Origin of the sequence: Sphingomonas crusticola, from assembly GCF_003391115.1 — a bacterium.
GTDB lineage: Bacteria > Pseudomonadota > Alphaproteobacteria > Sphingomonadales > Sphingomonadaceae > Sphingomonas_I > Sphingomonas_I crusticola.
Genome location: NZ_QTJP01000001.1, coordinates 269,982 through 287,719, shown reverse-complemented (window position 1 = coordinate 287,719; position 17,738 = coordinate 269,982). Strand labels below are relative to the sequence as shown.

At 64.6% G+C, this 17,738-nt stretch carries 23 protein-coding genes; 5 read left to right on the top strand and 18 right to left on the bottom strand.

Going from position 1 to position 17,738, the window contains the following annotated elements; genetic code table 11:
• The first annotated feature begins 15 nt into the window (after window positions 1-15).
• The gene (locus DX905_RS01350) at window positions 16-546 is read left to right on the top strand and encodes a DUF4337 family protein (protein ID WP_162875406.1); all 531 of its coding nucleotides are present in this window, start codon (window positions 16-18) and stop codon (window positions 544-546) included.
• A gap of 38 nt (window positions 547-584) precedes the next feature.
• Here DX905_RS01350 and DX905_RS01345 read toward each other — a convergent pair whose 3' ends face one another.
• The 5 genes from DX905_RS01345 to DX905_RS01325 are packed head-to-tail and all read right to left on the bottom strand — an operon-like array spanning window position 585 to window position 3,130.
• Window positions 585-1,139, bottom strand: coding sequence for a F0F1 ATP synthase subunit B family protein (locus tag DX905_RS01345; RefSeq protein ID WP_116089730.1), 555 nt, complete (start codon window positions 1,137-1,139; stop codon window positions 585-587).
• 11 nt (window positions 1,140-1,150) lie between these two features.
• Window positions 1,151-1,639 (bottom strand): F0F1 ATP synthase subunit B family protein, encoded by a 489-nt coding sequence (locus DX905_RS01340; protein ID WP_116089729.1) that lies wholly within the window; start codon window positions 1,637-1,639, stop codon window positions 1,151-1,153.
• A 60-nt stretch (window positions 1,640-1,699) separates the two neighbouring features.
• Window positions 1,700-1,930, bottom strand: a complete 231-nt coding sequence (locus tag DX905_RS01335; RefSeq protein ID WP_116089728.1) for a F0F1 ATP synthase subunit C — start codon at window positions 1,928-1,930, stop codon at window positions 1,700-1,702.
• Window positions 1,931-1,960: 30 nt separating this feature from the next.
• Complete coding sequence (locus DX905_RS01330; protein WP_116089727.1) at window positions 1,961-2,749, bottom strand: F0F1 ATP synthase subunit A; 789 nt, start codon at window positions 2,747-2,749, stop codon at window positions 1,961-1,963.
• Window positions 2,750-2,797: 48 nt separating this feature from the next.
• Entirely contained in the window at window positions 2,798-3,130 is a 333-nt protein-coding gene (locus DX905_RS01325) for an AtpZ/AtpI family protein (RefSeq protein ID WP_116089726.1), read from the bottom strand.
• 142 nt (window positions 3,131-3,272) lie between these two features.
• On the opposite strand from DX905_RS01325, the gene radC reads away from it, so the two are divergent.
• Both radC and purB read left to right on the top strand, forming a co-directional pair.
• The gene (gene radC / locus DX905_RS01320; RefSeq protein WP_116089725.1) at window positions 3,273-3,959 is read left to right on the top strand and encodes a RadC family protein; all 687 of its coding nucleotides are present in this window, start codon (window positions 3,273-3,275) and stop codon (window positions 3,957-3,959) included.
• A gap of 67 nt (window positions 3,960-4,026) precedes the next feature.
• The gene (gene purB / locus DX905_RS01315; RefSeq protein WP_116089724.1) at window positions 4,027-5,337 is read left to right on the top strand and encodes an adenylosuccinate lyase; all 1,311 of its coding nucleotides are present in this window, start codon (window positions 4,027-4,029) and stop codon (window positions 5,335-5,337) included.
• A 175-nt stretch (window positions 5,338-5,512) separates the two neighbouring features.
• Here purB and pgmG read toward each other — a convergent pair whose 3' ends face one another.
• The 3 genes from pgmG to DX905_RS01300 all read right to left on the bottom strand — a co-directional run bounded on the left by pgmG (window position 5,513) and on the right by DX905_RS01300 (window position 8,245).
• Complete coding sequence (gene pgmG / locus DX905_RS01310; RefSeq protein ID WP_116089723.1) at window positions 5,513-6,895, bottom strand: phosphoglucomutase/phosphomannomutase PgmG; 1,383 nt, start codon at window positions 6,893-6,895, stop codon at window positions 5,513-5,515.
• 154 nt (window positions 6,896-7,049) lie between these two features.
• Window positions 7,050-7,451: a J domain-containing protein gene (locus tag DX905_RS01305; RefSeq protein ID WP_240320675.1), complete on the bottom strand. Its 402-nt coding sequence runs from the start codon at window positions 7,449-7,451 to the stop codon at window positions 7,050-7,052.
• Window positions 7,448-8,245 carry a division plane positioning ATPase MipZ gene (locus tag DX905_RS01300; protein WP_116089722.1) on the bottom strand — a complete coding sequence of 266 codons (798 nt, stop codon included), beginning with the start codon at window positions 8,243-8,245 and terminating at the stop codon, window positions 7,448-7,450. The genes DX905_RS01305 and DX905_RS01300 overlap by 4 nt, the downstream gene beginning before the upstream one ends.
• A gap of 137 nt (window positions 8,246-8,382) precedes the next feature.
• Here DX905_RS01300 and DX905_RS01295 point away from each other — a divergent pair, with 137 nt between their 5' ends.
• Window positions 8,383-8,568 carry a hypothetical protein gene (locus tag DX905_RS01295; protein ID WP_116089721.1) on the top strand — a complete coding sequence of 62 codons (186 nt, stop codon included), beginning with the start codon at window positions 8,383-8,385 and terminating at the stop codon, window positions 8,566-8,568.
• A gap of 77 nt (window positions 8,569-8,645) precedes the next feature.
• Here the strand turns inward: DX905_RS01295 and DX905_RS01290 are convergent, their stop codons facing one another.
• The 3 genes from DX905_RS01290 to DX905_RS01280 form a co-directional block, all read right to left on the bottom strand.
• Window positions 8,646-9,128, bottom strand: a complete 483-nt coding sequence (locus DX905_RS01290; RefSeq protein ID WP_116089720.1) for a hypothetical protein — start codon at window positions 9,126-9,128, stop codon at window positions 8,646-8,648.
• A gap of 351 nt (window positions 9,129-9,479) precedes the next feature.
• Window positions 9,480-10,643 (bottom strand): GNAT family N-acetyltransferase, encoded by a 1,164-nt coding sequence (locus DX905_RS01285; RefSeq protein ID WP_240320912.1) that lies wholly within the window; start codon window positions 10,641-10,643, stop codon window positions 9,480-9,482.
• 25 nt (window positions 10,644-10,668) lie between these two features.
• Window positions 10,669-11,127 carry a RidA family protein gene (locus tag DX905_RS01280; protein ID WP_116089718.1) on the bottom strand — a complete coding sequence of 153 codons (459 nt, stop codon included), beginning with the start codon at window positions 11,125-11,127 and terminating at the stop codon, window positions 10,669-10,671.
• Between the two features lie 74 nt (window positions 11,128-11,201).
• Between DX905_RS01280 and DX905_RS01275 the strand changes: the two genes are divergently transcribed.
• Window positions 11,202-11,861, top strand: coding sequence for a GNAT family N-acetyltransferase (locus DX905_RS01275; RefSeq protein WP_116089717.1), 660 nt, complete (start codon window positions 11,202-11,204; stop codon window positions 11,859-11,861).
• Between the two features lie 56 nt (window positions 11,862-11,917).
• Here the strand turns inward: DX905_RS01275 and DX905_RS01270 are convergent, their stop codons facing one another.
• The 7 genes from DX905_RS01270 to hppD all read right to left on the bottom strand — a co-directional run bounded on the left by DX905_RS01270 (window position 11,918) and on the right by hppD (window position 17,678).
• Entirely contained in the window at window positions 11,918-12,541 is a 624-nt protein-coding gene (locus DX905_RS01270) for an HAD family hydrolase (RefSeq protein ID WP_240320674.1), read from the bottom strand.
• Window positions 12,538-12,813 carry a DUF3572 family protein gene (locus DX905_RS01265; RefSeq protein ID WP_116089716.1) on the bottom strand — a complete coding sequence of 92 codons (276 nt, stop codon included), beginning with the start codon at window positions 12,811-12,813 and terminating at the stop codon, window positions 12,538-12,540. The genes DX905_RS01270 and DX905_RS01265 overlap by 4 nt, the downstream gene beginning before the upstream one ends.
• A 113-nt stretch (window positions 12,814-12,926) precedes the next feature.
• Entirely contained in the window at window positions 12,927-13,289 is a 363-nt protein-coding gene (locus DX905_RS01260; RefSeq protein WP_116089715.1) for a Rieske (2Fe-2S) protein, read from the bottom strand.
• Complete coding sequence (maiA, locus tag DX905_RS01255; RefSeq protein WP_116089714.1) at window positions 13,286-13,933, bottom strand: maleylacetoacetate isomerase; 648 nt, start codon at window positions 13,931-13,933, stop codon at window positions 13,286-13,288. Before maiA ends, DX905_RS01260 begins: the two co-directional genes overlap by 4 nt.
• On the bottom strand, window positions 13,930-15,219 hold the full coding sequence (gene fahA / locus DX905_RS01250) for a fumarylacetoacetase (protein WP_116089713.1): 1,290 nt from the start codon (window positions 15,217-15,219) through the stop codon (window positions 13,930-13,932). The genes maiA and fahA overlap by 4 nt, the downstream gene beginning before the upstream one ends.
• Window positions 15,216-16,499, bottom strand: a complete 1,284-nt coding sequence (hmgA, locus tag DX905_RS01245; RefSeq protein WP_116089712.1) for a homogentisate 1,2-dioxygenase — start codon at window positions 16,497-16,499, stop codon at window positions 15,216-15,218. Before hmgA ends, fahA begins: the two co-directional genes overlap by 4 nt.
• Before the next feature lie 129 nt (window positions 16,500-16,628).
• Window positions 16,629-17,678: a 4-hydroxyphenylpyruvate dioxygenase gene (hppD, locus tag DX905_RS01240; protein WP_116089711.1), complete on the bottom strand. Its 1,050-nt coding sequence runs from the start codon at window positions 17,676-17,678 to the stop codon at window positions 16,629-16,631.
• Window positions 17,679-17,738 lie beyond the last annotated feature (60 nt).

Sequence of the window (17,738 nt, the reverse complement as noted above, 5' to 3'; positions counted from 1 at the left end):
GCAGTGGAGCGGCCGATGAGCGAAGCCCCCGATATTCCCGAGGCGCAGGACAAGAGATTGAACCGTGCCGTCGCGGCGACAGTCGTAATTCTGTCGGTGCTGATGGCGCTCGGCAATATCAAGGACGGCAATATCGTCCAGAACATGCAGGCGGCACTGGCGACGCAGATCGACACCTGGAACGAATATCAAGCGACCCGGCTGAAATTGCACATGGAAGAGATTGCGGCGGCAGAGGGCGGCGACGATCGGCCGCGCGCGCAAGCCGCGCTCGCGAAATATACGCGGGAATCGATCGAGCTGAAGGCGAAGGCGCAGACGGCCAAGGCAGATTATGACCACAACGGCTATCGCGACGACCAATTCGACCTGTCCGAAGGCTTCGCCTCGATCGCGCTCGCTACCACCGCCATCGCGGCATTGGCGGATACGTGGTGGCTGCTGTTTTTCGGCTGGGGCGCAGGCGGCTTGGCGTTGCTGTTCAGCGTTGCCGGCTTTGCGCAGCTGCCGATCCACCCCAACGCGATCATCAGCTTCCTGACCTAGCGCTTGCTGAGCCCCGGCCTCCGGCGGAAACGACTATCTTAGTTCAGGCGCTGACCGAGATTGGCGATGGTCTTGTCAACCAAGGCTTTGTCGCCTTCGGCGTCATGCCGCTCGGCGATAAGCGCAGCAGCGGCGCGCGACGCGGCATCTGCGGCGCGGGCGCGGACTTCCGCCACCGCAGTGCGTTCGGCGGCAGCGATCTTGTCCTCGGCCATGCGCGTGCGGCGCTCGATCAGAGAGGCGGTGTGCTGCTTCGCGTCGGCGAGGATCACGTCCGCCTCCGCGCGAGCATGCGCCAGGATCTGGTCCGCTTCGCTTTGGGCGGCAGCCGCCTTAGCCTGATATTCGGCCCGGAGCGCTTCGGCCTCCGCGCGCAGCTTTGACGCTTCGTCGAGCTGCTGGCGGATCGCGGCAATCTTGTTGTCGAGTGCGCGACCGATCGCCTTGGGCGCACCCCTCCAGATGAGGATGCCGATCACTACCAGCATCGACAGGGCGACGAAGCCGCCGGCGTTGATGCCGAGGAATGCCATCTCGCCATGCTCCATGGCTTCAGGCTGAGCGAGCGTGGTCGCATTAAGGGGAGCGGTCATGCTTGCAATCCTTACGCGGTCAGCGCGGTCTTGACCGCGGTCGCAGCGGCCTGCTGGTCAACCTTCAGGCCCGCGACCTTGGCGACGATTTCCTGGACCGCTTCGGCGGCAACTGTTTCGACCTCGGCCAAGGCAGCAGTCTGCTGCCCCTGCAATTGGGCCTCGGCAGCGGCGAGCTTGGCGTGGATCTCGACGTCGGCCGCCTTGACCGCCTTTTCGGCGGCGGTGGCGGCGTCCGCCTTGGCCTTGGCCGCCGCCATCTGCGCCTCGCTGCGGCTGGCGCCGAGCTTGGCCTGATAGGCATCGTCGGCCGCGTCGGCCTCGGCCCGCGCCTTCTCGGCAGCGGCTAGATCGCCGCTGATGCGCGCGTCGCGCTGTTCGACCGTGCCCTGGATCTTCGGCAGCATGAGATAGCTGCCGATCAGGATCAGCCCGAACACCACCACCAGCCAGAATAGCTGCGAGGCATAAATGGACGCGATCTGATCAATCTGAGGCATCGGCTTCCCTTGAAGGCCGTGATAAAAATGGGGAGAGCGCCGGGCGCCCTCCCCTGCAGCTTACTTGACGACGAACAGGATCAGGATCGCGATAACGAACGCGATCAGGCCCAGAAGCTCGGCGGCGGCGAAGCCGATGAACAGGCGGCCCTGCTGGCCATCGGCGGCACCCGGATTGCGCAGCGCGCCCTCGAGGAACGAGCCGAACACGTTGCCCACGCCGAGCGCGGCCATGCCGACACCGATGGCTGCGAGGCCGGCGCCGATCATTTTGGCAGAGGTAACGTCCATATTGTCTTCCCTTCTTGGTATCGATTGTACTTAGTGAAGATTGACCGCGTCGTTGAGGTATAACGACGTCAGCAGTGCGAACACATAGGCCTGGATGGCGGACACAAGCAGCTCGAGCGCCGACACGCCGATGATCATGACGAACGACAGGAAGCTGACCCCAAAGCCGAGGCCCGACCCGCTGTTGAGCCCCTGCACCACGAAGCTGGCGAACACGTCGAGCAATATGTGCCCGGCGGTCATCGCCACGAACAGTCGCAGACCGAGGCTGAACGGGCGGACGAGAAAGCTCATCAACTCGATCGGCGCGACGAAAAGCGCAATCGGCCAGGGAGTGCCGTGGGGCACGAACAGCGAGAAGAAGTGCAAACCGTGCTTGGCAAAGCCGACGACCAGCACGATCCCGAAGCTGACGAAGGCGAGGACCGCGGTGACGGTAATGTGGCTCGTCACGGTGAACGGATGGAAGCCGGGGACGATGCCGAGCGGAAACAGACCGATCAGGTTGGCGAACAGGATGAACATGAACAGCGAGAAGACGTAGGGCGTGAACTTCTTGCCCTGCGGGCCGATGTTGGTCTCCATCATGTTGGAGACGAACCCGGTCATACCCTCGACCGCAGCCTGCCAGCGGCCCGGAACCAGCTTACGCTGCATGCCGCCGAGCATGAAAATCCACAGCGCCGCGGCGGTGATCACCATGAACAAGGCCGAATTGGTGAAGCTGATATCGTAGCCGTACAGCGTCAGGTGCCGGCCGAGCACGGGCTCGACCAGGAACTGATGCATGGGATCGATACCGGATCCTTCAGCCGCCATTCTTCTCAACCCCTATTCGCGTGAACCATCATGCGCGAAGCGCCCGGATCACTCCGGACGCTGTTGCGAAATCCGATAGATATTCCGGAAGGCGACCGCGATCCCCAGGATCAGCAGCACCAACAGGAGCCAGGGCGCCGTGCCGAACAACCGGTCCAGGAACCAGCCGAGCAGCGCACCGCCAGCGGGACCCGCGACCAGCTCGGTTAGGACCCGGGTGCCTTGACGATAGCCCTTGTCGGGCTTGCGCGGCGCCGTTCCTGACCTTGCCTGTTCGGCGCCTGTCGCGGCCTTGAGCCGCGCATCCAGCTGCGAAAGCCGGACGTCCCGTGTGGGATTATCGGTACCGATCGGATCCTGCCCGGGTTCGTTTGCCGTCACGCCACTCTCCTGCTGACCCAGTGATCGGGCCGGCCGACGGCCGTGCCGGCGGGCGATCCCGTCAGGCGCGGTCCCTTTAGCAGGGGGGGCGTCCGAGTCAACTTTTGGGTGATTTCCCCGGCATTCCCGCTAGCTTGGACCAATGAGCGACGCCGATCCCGCGACCGATGCCAGTGGCCACCGCGGCCGGCTGCGCAACCGGCTGATCGCGGGCGGCACGGACGCGCTGCTCGACCATGAGCTGATCGAATATCTCTTGGCGCTGGCAATTCCGCGCCGGGATACCAAGCCCCAGGCGCGCGCCTTGCTGGCGGAATTCGGTAGTCTGGGAGGCGTATTCAATGCGGACGCCGAATCGCTCGCCCGGGAAGGCCTCAGCGAAGGCGCGATCGCCGCGATCAAGATCGCGCAGGCATCCGCCGTGCGGCTGCTCAAGGGGGAAGTGGTCAATCGGCCGGTGCTGGCCAACTGGCAGGCGCTCACCGACTATCTCCACGCTGCGATGGCGCACCGCATGACCGAGAGCGCGCGCGTTCTACACCTTAATTCGCGCAATTTGCTGATCCGGGACGAATTGGTGTCGGAAGGCTCGATCGACCAGGCGGCAATCTATGTGCGCGAGGTGGCGCGCCGCGCGCTGGAACTGGGCTCGGCTGCGATCATCCTGGTGCATAATCATCCCAGCGGAGACCCCTCCCCGTCCCGCCAGGACATCGCACTCACCAAGGACATCGTCACCGCGCTCAAGCCGCTCGGTATCCAGGTTCACGATCATGTCATCGTCGGGGCGAGCGGTCATGCGAGCCTGCGGGCCCTCGGCCTGATCTGACGCGTGGATTGAACCTCGCGGCGCCGATTGCTACCGCGCCGCCAAACCTCCCTGGAAAGCTTCGCTCATGATCCCCCGTTATTCGCGCCCCGAGATGGTTGCCATCTGGGAGCCGCAGACCCGTTTCCGCATCTGGTTCGAGATCGAGGCGCACGCGACCGAGGCGCTGGGCGAGCTTGGTGTCGTGCCGAAAACCGCGGCCAGGGCGCTGTGGGACTGGTGGGCGACCAACCCCGAGATCGACGTCGCCGCGATCGACGCGATCGAGGCGGTGACCAAGCATGACGTCATAGCCTTCCTGACCTGGGTGGCAGAGCAGGTCGGCGACGAAGCGCGCTTCATGCATCAGGGCATGACCTCGTCGGACGTCCTCGACAACTGCCTGTCGGTGCAGCTGGCGCGCGCGTCGGACCTGTTGCTGGCCGATCTCGATAAGCTGCTGGAGGTGCTCAAGCGCCGCGCGTTCGAGCATAAATTGACGCCGACCATCGGGCGCAGCCACGGCATTCATGCCGAGCCGGTCACGTTCGGGCTCAAGCTGGCCGAGGCCTATGCTGAGTTCAGCCGCAACAAGGCGCGGCTGCTGGCGGCGCGAGCCGATATCGCGACCTGTGCCATCTCAGGCGCGGTTGGCACCTTTGCCAATATCGATCCGCGGGTCGAGGAACATGTCGCCGCCAAGATGGGGCTGAGCATCGAGCCGGTCTCGACCCAGATCATCCCGCGCGATCGCCATGCCATGTATTTCGCGACCTTGGGCGTGATCGGCTCCTCGATCGAGCGGTTGGCGGTGGAAATACGTCACCTGCAGCGGACCGAGGTGCTGGAGGCGGAGGAATATTTCTCGCCGGGGCAGAAGGGTTCGTCGGCGATGCCGCACAAACGCAACCCGGTGCTGACCGAGAATCTGACCGGCCTGGCCCGCATGATCCGCGGCTATGTGACGCCGGCGCTGGAAAACGTCGCGCTGTGGCATGAACGCGACATCAGCCATTCGTCGGTCGAGCGTTATATCGGCCCGGATTCCACCATCACGCTCGACTTCGCGCTGGCGCGCCTGACCGGCGTGATGGACAAATTGCTGGTCTACCCGGCGCGGATGCAGAAGAATCTGGATCGCATGGGCGGGCTGGTCCACTCGCAGCGGGTGCTGCTGGCACTGACGCAGGCGGGGGTCAGTCGCGAGGACAGCTATCGGCTGGTTCAGCGCAACGCGATGAAGGTCTGGGAATCGGACGGCGAGCTGTCGCTGCTCGAGCTGCTCAAGGCCGATCCCGAGGTGACGCTTTCGGACGCCGAGCTCGAGGACAAGTTCGATCTCGGCTATCATTTCCGGCAGGTCGATACGATTTTCGAGCGGGTGTTCGGCAAAGCGTGAGCCTCCCTACCCGCGGCGTTTCCGGTCGACTGGCGCAATAACCGTCATCGCGACGCGCGGAACGCGCGTGGCGATCCAGGCCCGGAGAGGAATGGATCATCACTCGCCATGGCGGTCCAAATTCAGGTTCGTGCTCAGCCTCCCGCGACCCCGGCCTCCGCCGGGGCGGCGCAGCTTAATGGCCGGCTTGCGGACCGCGCTCCAACCCCGACAAAGCGAGCTGCTCGTCGATCTGGCCGAGCAGGCGGTCGAGCCCGGCCTGATCGCGCGCCTCGGCGCGGGCGACGAGTACGTCCTGGGTGTTTGACGCGCGCAGCAGCCACCAGCCGTCGGGCGTGTTGACGCGCGCGCCGTCGGTGCGGTTGACCTCGGCACCGGACGTTTCGAGCCGGTCGAGGATCTCGTCGATGACCGCGAATTTGCGGCTCTCATCGACCTGGAAGCGCATTTCGGGCGTGTTGACGAAGGCCGGCATCGCGCTCTTGAGCTCGGTGAGCGAACCGCCGAGCACGCGCACCGCGCCGATCAGGCGGACCGCGGCATAGAGCGCGTCGTCGAAGCCATACCATTCGTGGCGGAAGAAGATGTGGCCCGACATTTCACCGGCGAGCGGGCTGTCGGTTTCCTTCATCTTCACCTTGATCAGCGAGTGACCCGTCTTCCACATCAATGGCTTACCGCCGAGTTCTGCGATCCGATCGTATAGCGCCTGGCTCGCTTTGACATCGGCGATGATGGTCGCGCCCGGCTCGGCCCGCAGTACCGGCTCGGCCAGGATCGAGAGAATCTGATCGCCCCACACGACCCGGCCTTGCCCGTCGATCGCGCCGATGCGGTCGGCGTCGCCGTCGAAGGCGATGCCGAAATCCAGATTCTTTTCGGCAACCAGCGCCTTGAGGTCGGCGAGGTTCTTTTCCTCGGTCGGATCGGGATGGTGGTTGGGGAAGCTACCGTCGATCTCGGTATAGAGCAGATGATGCTCGCCGGGCAGTTTGGCGACCAGCTTTTCGAGGATGCGCCCGCCCGCGCCATTGCCATTGTCCCAGCCGATGCGGAATGCGCCGCCGGCATAGCCCGCCAGCAGCCGATCGACGTAGAGATCCTCGATATCGTAATCGGTGACCTCGCCCGTTCCCTCGTCCCAGTCGCCCTCCGCCGCCATCTTGCCGATCGCCTGGATCTGGTCGCCGAAGAAGGGGCCGTGCTGCAGCACCATCTTGAAGCCGTTATATTCGGCGGGATTGTGGCTGCCCGTGATCTGGACCGCGCCATCGACCTCCAGCGTCGCCTCCGCAAAGTACAGCATCGGCGTCGGGCCGATACCGACGCGCACGACATCGACGCCGCTGTCAGTGAGGCCGCGCACCAGCTCGTCGCGCAGACTCGGAGAGGAAACCCGCCCGTCCCAGCCGACCGCGACGCGGGTGCCCCCGGCGCGGCGGACATGCGAAGCGAATCCGCGGCCGATAGCGTAGGCATCCTCGGTTCCCAGCGTTTTCCCGACGATCCCGCGGATATCATATTCGCGCAGTGAGGTCGGATCGAAACGGTGGGTCATGAATGTCTCCCAGAAGGCAAAGGTTCTAGCGTCATTGTGCGGAGCGGAGCGACGAAGCAATCCAGCCGGAGGGGCATGGATGCTTCGCCCCGTTCGCGATGACGATAGGGCCGCAGCGTTACGCTTCGACTAGACGCACGAGATCGTTACGGGTTCACCGGCGGTTGCGCAGCAAGGTGTCGCGCGCAGCATTGATCTGGCTCGTCAGGTCGGCCGAGCCGCCGACATCGGGATGGAGGCGCGCCACCAGGCGGCGGTGCGCGGCGCGGATTTCGTCGGCCGTGGCATCGGCAGGTACGTCGAGCAGGCGTCGGGCCTCATCGTCGCGCATGGCACGATCGCCGGCGCCACCGCCGCCGCGCCGGAACCATACCCACCAGCCCGCGCCGCCCAGCGCGATCATCGCCAAAGGGGCGTTGCTCCTGAACAATTTAAGCGCAATCAGCCCCGCCAGCACCGCCATGACGTCGCCGATCCGGATCGCTTGTGGATCCTTGGTCTTCCACGCCCAGTAAGCGACAGCCGCGACGCCGAGCAAAGCCAGCTCGATGATCATGCCGGCTCCGCCTCGCGCGAGGGTGCAGCAGCGGCCTCGGGCAATTGCAGCCCGGCGATCAATTCCCGCAATTCGCCCCGGGCGGCGATGTGGGCCACGCCCGCATCCTGACCGATCGCCGCAAGATCGAGCAAGGTCAGCCCCTTGGGAAACAGCTCGCGGTAGATGACGCGTTCCGACAATCCCGGGATCACGCGGAAGCCGACCCGCTTGGACAATTCGTTCAACGCGGCCGCGACCCGCCGCATATTGCGCGCTTCGAGGTGCTGGAGGCGGTTGCGCATCACCACCCAATCGACCGTCCCACCATCCTGCTTGGCGCGCGCCTTGCGGGCGTCCCACACCAGTTCGGCATAGAAGCTCGGCCGCTTGATCTTGTAATTGTCGGGATCGACCTGGCCGATCAGATCGAGATCGACGAAGCTGTCATTGATCGGGGTGACGAGCGTGTCGGCGCTGGCGATCGCGGCGCGGACATGATCGTCGTCGCGGCCGGGCGTATCGACGATCAGATAATCGGCATCGGCAGCGAGCTGATCCAGGCTCTCGCCGATTTCCACACGCTGCGCAGGATCGAACGTATGATAGGCCGGCATCGCCAGATCGAGCCCGTCGCGCTTCATCAATGCGGCGCGGTTATCGAGATAACGGCCCAACGTGCGCTGGCGTGTGTCGAGATCGAGCGCGGACACCTTGTGCCCCTTCACAGCGAGCGCGACCGCGGCGTGCACCGCGCTGGTCGACTTGCCCGACCCGCCCTTTTCGTTGGCGAAGATGATACGATGCGCGGCCATTGAGCTCCCCTGTGACGGTTGCGCTTATGTCGATCCGGGCGATTCCGCGCAACGGCGTTCGGGAGCGCGCACTGCGAGACCCGGAGCATTGATCGAGGTTGTTGGAGGGATCGTTTCAGTGCCGATATAAAAGGTGGATGAAAAATTATACGTTCAAATGTATCCGCGCTGGCGGCCCGGGCCCGGCAGTGCACATGGATATCTGCGCCAATGACGACGATGCACGGCGGCGCGCGCTGGCGCTGTTCGACATTTGGCCGCTCGCCGTGAAGGTGGACGTGTCGCAGGGCGACCGTCATTTCGACGTAATCCGCCCCGCCTGAGAGAGGCTCGCGAAAGCCGCTCGCCGCCGACGCGATTTTCCGACGAGCTGGGGACGTGCAGGCCGGTGGCCGTGCTGTCACTCTTTGTCGTAGACGTACCTGTCCTTGGTGACGGCGCCGGTGGGATCGGCGGCCGTGGACAAATAGCGGAAGGTCATTTCCTTGCCGTCGCCCGATACGACCACCTCCAGCTGCGCAACAATCTTACCCTTCGCCTGGGCGGTCCAGAGCGCGGTCCTGCTGTCGGTTTTGACGACCGACAAGGCATCGAAGCCGGGGCCAGGCTGCGGGGTGAACTTGCCGTAGACGTAAGGAAGATGGGTCACCTGCTTCTCGCCATTGCCCGCCTCCATTTCCAGCGTCTCGGTGATCATCACCCCCTCGCCATTGGGCGAAAACACGAACTGCTTGGTCTTGACGCCGGGGTCGTGCGCAATGACCGACTTGGCCTTGTCGAGCCGCCAACTGCCCAGAAACGGATCATCCGCCGCATTGGCCGCAACCGGCACGAGAAGCAGTAACGAAGCAAAGCCGGCCATCCAGCGCGTCGTCTTCGTCATGCCTGTCTCCGGCCGGTGGGTTTTATCACGGCTCTGTCGTCACGATTAGCAGAATGCCGAAGCGGAGCAATCGACTGCCCACCGTGGGCGGACCGCCGTCCAGCTCGTCCGCTCGGGGGGTGCCTACAGAATGAAGCCGCCGCCTCGCAGGTGCCGCGATCGATCCGCAAGAGCAGATCAGCCCTACCGTCGCCGTCGACATCGCCGCGAAACTCAGTCTCGGCGCCGACGGTCGCGTACGACAAGGCGCCCCCCGTTCCGCCGCTGTCACCGCTCTGAGCCAGGCGGAAGGCCCGATTGCGGCCGAAGTCGCGGTTGGCGTCGCTCCCCGACGGATCGGTGCGGTCGGCGTTACCCGGCCGGAAATCGGTCACGTTCGGGATGGAGAGCGAGTTCTTCTCGGGACGCATCCTTGCGATAGGGCGCCTCCTCCTCCAACGCCTCGATATTCTCGGCGATCATGCGGCGCTCCTGCTCGAGATAGTCGGCGACCGCGCGGCGGAAACCCGGATCGGGGATGTAGTGGGCAGAGAAGGTCGGGGTAGGCAGATAGCCGCGGGCGAGCTTGTGCTCCCCTTGGGCGCCGGCTTCGACCCGCAGTAGGCCGCGTTCGATCGCGACGTCGATGGCCTGATAATAACAGAGCTCGAAGTGGAGGAAGGGCACCTCCTCGCTCGACCCCCAATAACGGCCGTAAAGCGTGTCGCTGCCGAGCAGGTTAAGCGCGCCGGCGATCGGTGTGCCGTCGCGCAGCGCCAGCATCAGCACGACCTTCTCGCCCATGCGCTGCCCGAGCAAAGTGAAGAAGCTGCGCTTGAGGTAGGGCCGGCCCCATTTGCGCGCACCGGTATCCTGATAGAAATGCCAAAAGGCGTCCCAATGGGATTCCTGTATGTCGGCGCCCGTCAGGTGCAGGAATTCGAGGCCCTCGCGCGCCGCCGCCCGCTCCTTGCGGATCGCCTTCCGCTTACGCGACGACAAGGCCTCAAGAAAGCCATTGAAGTCGTTGTAATCGTTGTTGAACCAGTGGAACTGACGATCGGCACGGATCAGCCAGCCTGCGGCCTCGAACAGCGGCAATTGCGCGCCCTCCACGAACGTGGCGTGGGCGGAAGACAAATCATTCTGCTGAACGACGGCCTCGGCCGCCGCGATCAAAGCCAGGGCCAGTGCCGGATCGCGCAGCAGCAGGCGTGGGCCGGGCACGGGCGAGAAAGGCACGGCGATCTGGAGCTTGGGATAATAAGACCGCCCTGCCCGCTCCCAGGCGTCCGCCCAGCCATGGTCGAACACATATTCGCCCTGGCTGTGGCTCTTGGCGTAAGCGGGCAGGATCGCAGCGGGCGCGCCGTCGGCTCCGTCGATCGCGATCGGCACCGCCTGCCAGCCGGTATGGGCAATGGCGCTGCCCGAATCCTCGAGCGCGCTCAGGAAAGCATGGCTGACGAAGGGATTATCGTCGCCGGCACACGCATCCCATTGCTCTGCCGAAAAGGCGGCGATGCCGTCGGCCATGCGCGCGACGACTTCAGTCACCGGATTAGCTCCGGACTTGGACGATCGCGTCGACTTCGACCACCGCATTGAGGGGCAGGACCGGCACGCCGACCGCGCTGCGAGCATGCCGGCCGGCATCGCCGAACACCTGCTGCATCAGCTCGGACGCGCCATTGGCGACCTGTGGCTGGGCGGTGAAATGCGCGCTCGACGAGACGAACACGCCCAGCTTCACGACGCGTTCGACCCGGTCGAGCGAGCCCAGCGCCTTCTTGATCTGGGCGAGCAGCATCACCGCACACCGCTCGGCCGCCCGGCGCCCATAATCCTCGTCCTCGGTTTCGCCGCAGCGGCCGGTCATCACCTTGCCGTCGAGGAACGGCAATTGCCCGGAAATGTGGAGCAGGCCATTGGCCTCGACCGCCGGCACATAGGCGGCGACCGGAGCGGCAGGTTCGGGAAGGGCGATGCCGAGTTCGGCGAGGCGGGTTTCGATGCTCATGGCCGCGCCTTCGGACGGTCGGGGGCGAGCGTCAAGCGGTTGCGGCGCGGATAAGCGCGCGATAGCGGCAGATCATGGCCGCCGACCCCGATCTGATCGCATTGTGGATCAAGGGTTGGGCGATCACGCGCGACGTCGCGCCACCCGTCCCTTACAAGAGCGGGCATTATCTTGAAGTCGGCCTGGCCGATCAGCGGGCGCGCTATCTGTTCGCGACCTTGGACACAGCAGGGATTGCCGCGCTTGGCAGGACCATTAACGAGCCTTGGATCTATCTGAAGGTCTGCGCACCGGAGGCGGATGTTCGGGCCTTGCTGCCGGCGCAATGGCAGATCCGCACGCCGCCGACATATATGATGGCGGCCGAGCTGCGCCCGACCCGCTGCCCCCTGGCAGACGAATATCGGCTGTCGTTCGTGCAAGAGGACGGGGTGCTGACGGCGTCGATCCACCGCGCTGAGGACCTGGCGGCGCGGGGACGGCTGGTAACGGTCGAGGGTGCTGCGATCTTCGATCAGATACGAACGCAGGAGGCGCACCAACGCCGCGGACTGGGGCGCGCGCTCATGGCAGCGTTGGCTAACGAGGCTTTGGATCGCAGCGCGCAAACCGGCGTGCTGGCAGCAACCGAGATGGGGCGCGGCTTGTATGAGGCAATCGGATGGCGCGTGCATTCGCCTTATACGAGCGCGTTTATCCCGGGTAGATCAGACCAGCCTGATCCGCCGGTGTAAGCGGAGCCAAGCGATCTAGGACTGGCGGAAACTCGGCGACGGAAGAAATGGTGCGATCATGAGATCGGCTCGCCTCTGAACCGCGCCAACACCCATTCCACCGCGTCGTCCCAAGCATCGATGCGGGCGTGGGCGTGTGCGGCGGGCGGGATGGTCGGCGCGATCGACGGCTCCGCAATCATATGAAGCCGGAAGACGTCGGGTGCGTGGCGGGCGACCGAGGTGTGATGCGTCTCGAGATCGTCGACGAAGACGGTGACGCTCGATCCATGCTCGGCCGCGAGCTGGGCCACCGGCCGCCCCTTGCCACCCTGATTGCACACGACGCGGTAGCGGATGCCGAGCGCGTCGAGCTGTGCCACCCGCCCGGCGTGGCACCAATCCTGGAGGTTGGTAAGGATGACGATGTCGGCGACCTGGCCGATCCGTTCCAAGGCCTCGCCCGCGCCGGGCGCCAGCGTCTGGCGGTCCATTTCGGTGCGGAAGAAACCATCGAGCAGCGGCCAGACCTGCGGGGTCGGGACGAGCGTGCCGGATTCGCGATGGGTCAAGGCGGTCTCGAAGGCGCCGCCTTCGGGTCGAAAATCGATGCCGTGGGCCTCGTCGAGCCATTCGCCGAAGTGTCGCACCATGTGCAGAAGGACTTCGTCGCAGTCGGTGATGAGCAGGGGGCGGGTCACGCTTCCAGCGCCTCGCGCGCATCGACCAGCGCCTGCGGACGAACAGCCAGCGCCTCCGCACAGGCGATCAAATCGGGCTCAAAGGCTTCTAGGAAGCCGAGCAGCGCGGCCAGTACCGCCGGCTCCATCGCGCGATCGCGCAGGTCGTCGCTATCGAGCCCGGTGAGCGCCAGCATGCGGTCGGCGCGTGCCTGATCGCTCACCGTCCAGGCAAGCGCGCGCAGGGCGATCGCCACCGGGTCGTCGACACTGTGCTTGTTGCTGGCGATCATGATGGCCTGAAGCTGGATGGCAATCCGGAGCCGTCCCGGTGGCCAATAAGGGGCGCCTTGTCGAGCAATTATGTGCCGGAAGTTGGTGATTGCGATGCCACAATCCAGCGCCGCTAAGCGGTAACGATCCAGCCGTCGGTCACCGTCACCGACCAAGCCGGTAGCACCGATCCGGCGCACGGTCCGCCGACACAGCGCCCGCTCGCGATATCGAACAAGGCGCCATGCCACGAACAGGCGATCAGGCTGCCGTCGGGCGTTAGATAGCGGTCGAGTTCCTGCGCGAGCGGCAGGCCCGCATGCGGGCAGCGGTCGCGATAGCCGAATATTCGATCGCCCTTGCGGACGATGAAGCCGTGGAAGCGGCCGGCCTTCATCTGCAGCACGAAATTGCGGGCGGTTCCGTCGGGGATATCGGCGAAGGCAGCAAGGCGAACGCCGGGCGGAGCTTCGGTCAGCCGTTCAGCGTCGGTCACGCGGGATCGGCGTCGGGCTGGCGATCGGGATGCGCGGCGGCGAATGCCGGGTGCGCGCGCGCCGTAGCGGCTGCGGCGGTCAGCTGCGGATATGGGGCCAGATCGATGCCGACACGCTCGGCATTATAGACCTGCGGCACCACGAAACAGTCGGCCATGGTCGGAAAATCGCCAAAGGCGAAGCCGTTGCCATGGCGGGCGATCATCACTTCCAGCGCGGCGAATCCCTCGTCGATCCAATGCGCAACCCAGCCGTCAATCTGCTGTTGCGGCCTTTCAAATTCGTTCTTTAAATATTTGAGAATACGAAGGTTGTTGAGAGGGTGAATGTCGGCAGCGATCGTCCCTGCCATCGCGCGGACGATCGCGCGCTGCTCGATTGCGCCGGGGAGCAAGGCCGGGCTGGGCCAACGTTCCTCCAGCCATTCGAGGATGGCAAGGCTTTGGATGAACGTTTGGCCTTCATATTCCACCGCCGGCACCAGTCCGGCAGGGGCAATGGCGCGATACGCCGGGTTTTTCTGCTCGCCGCGTCTGAGATCATGCCCGACCTGGTCATAGGCGAGCCCCTTGAGGTTGAGCGCGATCCGCACGCGATAGGCGGCGCTGGAGCGCCAATAGCCATGGAGGATCAGCTTGCTCATGGCGCAGGCAATATCACCGCGCTGCACGCACCGAAACCGATCGGCACATAGCCGTCCGCCCGGGCCGTCGCCCGTAGGATGACCTCGTCTCCATCGGCGAGGAACGTGCGCGTTTCGCCCGTGGGTAAAGTCACCGGCGCCTTCCCGCCCTGGCTGATCTCCAGCAGGCTGCCGAAACCGCCCGCCTCGGCGGCCGAGATGGTACCGGTGCCGATCAGGTCGCCCGGCTGAAGGTTGCAACCGTTGGAGGCATGGTGGGTGACGATCTGCGCCATCGTCCAATACATGTTGGTGGCAGGGCCGCGGCTGAGCACGAACGGCGCCGTGTCCTCGCGGCGCATCTGCTCACTGGCGATGCGCACCTCCAGCTCCAGGGCGAACGCGCCGTGTTGCTGGTCGTGCGTGTCGAGCAGGTAAGCCAAAGGCTGCGGGTCGCCCTCCGGCCGTGGCGGCTGGGGCAGGCGGAACGGTGCCAGCGCCTCGGCCGTCACCACCCAGGGCGAGATGGTCGAATGAAAATTCTTGGCGAGGAACGGCCCAAGCGGCTGATATTCCCACGCCTGAATGTCGCGCGCCGACCAGTCGTTGAGCAGGCAATAGCCGGCAATATGTTGCGGTGCTTCCCTGATCGGGATCGGGCGGCCGAGCTCATTGCCTTTCCCGACCCAGATGCCGAGCTCGAGCTCGTAATCCAACCGGCGCGATGGCCCGAAGCTCGGCGCATCCTCGTCCGGGCCCTTGCGCTGACCGTTGGGACGCACGACCGGCACGCCGGTCGGGCGGACCGACGAGGCGCGACCGTGATAGCCGATCGGCACATATTTGTAATTGGGCAGCAGCGGATTGTCGGGCCGGAACTGCTTGCCGACATTCATGGCATGATGAATGCCGACATAGAAATCGGTGTAATCGCCGATCGCGGCCGGCAGATGCACCACGCACTCGGCAGCCCTGTGCAGCAACGGCGTGAGCGCGTCCCGATTGGCCGGATCGGACAATAATTGCGACAAACGCCGGCGCATCGCCAAGCGATCGGCTGACGGCAGAGCGAGCAGCGGGTTGAGCGTGGTGCCGGTCAGCAAATGGCCGACCGCCTCCGGCAGCAAGGCCCCTACCCCGCTCAGCTCGAGGATCCTGTCGCCGATCGCCACGCCTGGCCGCGCGTGATGGCCGGGCGGCGAGAAGATGCCGAGCGGCAAATTCTGGATCGGGAAATCGGGGTGGCCGTTGGCGGATTCGATCCAGGACGTGCGCGCCGGATCGTGGGTTTCGTCGATCGCGCTCATGGCAGCTTGGCCTTGTCGAAGCCGGACCAGCAATCGTCATAATCGAGCTGGCAGAGCGGCGTTTCGCTCGCCCAGCGGGTCGGGCGGATCACCCAGCGGCTTTCGAACATGAAGGCCATTGTCCCTTCGATCTTGTGGGGTTTGAGCTCGGCGGCAACGGCCTTCCCATAACTCGGCTGATCGGGGCCGTGGCCCGACATCTGGTTGTGCAAGGATGCCCCGCCGGGGGCAAAGCCGCCCTCCTTTGCATCATAGGCGCCTTCGATCAGGCCCATATATTCGCTCATCACATTACGATGGAACCAGGGCGGGCGGAATGTGCCCTCGGCCACCATCCAGCGCGGCGGGAAGATCACGAAATCGCAATTAGCCGTGCCGTGGATCTCGCTTGGCGAAGTCAGCACGGTGAAGATCGACGGGTCGGGATGGTCGAAGCTGACGGTGTTGATCGTGTTGAAGCGGGTCAGGTCATAGCGGCAGGGCGCGAGATTGCCGTGCCAGGCGACGACATCGAATGGACTGTGGTCGAGCGTGGTCGCCCACAATCTGCCCTGGAATTTCTGGATGACCTCGCACGGCGTGTCGACATCCTCAAACCAGGCTACCGGCGTTTCGAAGTCACGCGAATTGGCGAGGCCGTTAGAGCCGATCGGGCCGAGGTCCGGCAGCCGGAAGGGCGCGCCATAATTTTCGCAGACGTAACCGCGCGATGGTCCGGCAAGTTCGACGCGGAACCGTATTCCGCGCGGGATGAGGACGATCTGCAGTGGTGCCACGTCGATGCGGCCAAGTTCCGTGACGATAGTCAGCGCGCCTTGTTGCGGCACGATCAGCAATTCGCCATCGGCATTCTGGAAAGCGCGGCCCGCCATCGAGGCGTTGGCGGTATAGAGGTGGATACCGATCCCCGCCCCCGTCGCGACGTCGCCATTGCCGCCATAGGAGGTCAGGCCGTCGATAAAGTCGGTCGGCACCTCAGGCAGCGGCAAAGGGTCCCAGCGCAGGCGATTGGGGGTGGGTGGCAGCTCATCGAACGGTGCGGAGCGCAGCAATGGCGCGCCGTCATAAGGCTTGTACGGCGGATGGCTTGCGGTTGGTCGCAGCCGATAGAGCCAGGAGCGCTTATTCTCGGCCCGCGGCGCGGTGAACGCGGTGCCGGACAATTGCTCGGCGTAGAGGCCGAACGGCGCTTTCTGGGGCGAGTTGCGGCCGACCGGCAGCGCGCCGGGCACGGCTTCGCTCGCGAAATGACTGCCGAAGCCGGTGAGGTAATCGGTCATGGGACGTGCCTACACAGTCCCGCCCCTCCTGAGGAGAGGCTGAGCTTGTCGAAGCCTCGTCTCGGAGGATCCCTCGAGACGGCATTTCGACAAGCTCAATACCTCCTCAGGATGAGCGGCTTTTAAGATCTATTCGTCGACGGTGATCACGCCCCGACGGATCTGGTCGAGCTCGATCGATTCGTACAGCGCCTGGAAATTGCCGTTGCCGAAGCCTTCATTGCCCTTGCGCTGAATGATTTCGAAAAAGATCGGGCCGAACATATTCTCGGTGAAAATCTGCAGCAGAAGCCCCTCGTCGCCGATGTCGCCGTCAATGAGGATGCGGTTTTTGCGGAGGCGTTCGAGATCCTCGCCATGGCCGGGGACGCGCTTGTCGACCAGCTCGTAATAGGTCTCGATCGTGTCCTGCAGGCGAACGCCGCGTGCACGCAGCCGTTCGACGGTGTCGTAAATGTCGTCGGTGGTGAGCGCGAGATGCTGGATCCCCTCGCCCTGATAATCGCGGATGAATTCCTCGATCTGGCTATGCTCGTCCTGGCTTTCGTTGAGCGGGATGCGGATTGCCTTGTCGGGCGCGATCATCGCCTGGCTGAACAGGCCGGTCGCCTTGCCCTTGATGTCGAAATATTTCTGCTCTTCGAAGCCGAACAGGGTGCGGTAGAATTCGGACCAGACGCGCATCTGGCCGCGCTTCACATTGTGCGTGAGGTGATCGAGCAGATCGAGGCCGACATTGTTGGCGGCTTCCGCCGCGCGCCAGCCGTCAAATTCGGCCCAGTCGGCGTAGAGGTCGCTGCCGTCCTTGATGAAATAGAGATAGGAACCGCCAATCCCCTCGATGACGGTGTCGTCCTCTTCGGTCGCCTTTCCGCCATTGGCGAGCGCCCATTCCAGCGCCGCCTGCGGATCGGCGACGCGGAACGCCATTGCGCTGGCAGAGGCACCGTGGGCGTTGCGGAACTCCGCCACGCGGCCGGCGGCGTCGCGGTTGAGCATCAGGTTGATGCGGCCCTGCTTGTAGCGGGTAATGTTCTTGGTCGGATGGCGGTGGCTGGGAACGAAGCCCATCTGCTCGAACTGGCGGCCCATCGCCTCCGGATCGGGCGAGGTGAACTCGACAAACTCGAAGCCGTTGAGGCCCAACGGGTTTTGCGGGTCGACGGGATTGCTGGCCATGGCCGCCTCCAAACTGGTATCAGGTGAAACTATCTTTGCCGCTTTGCGAAGATCGTGTCA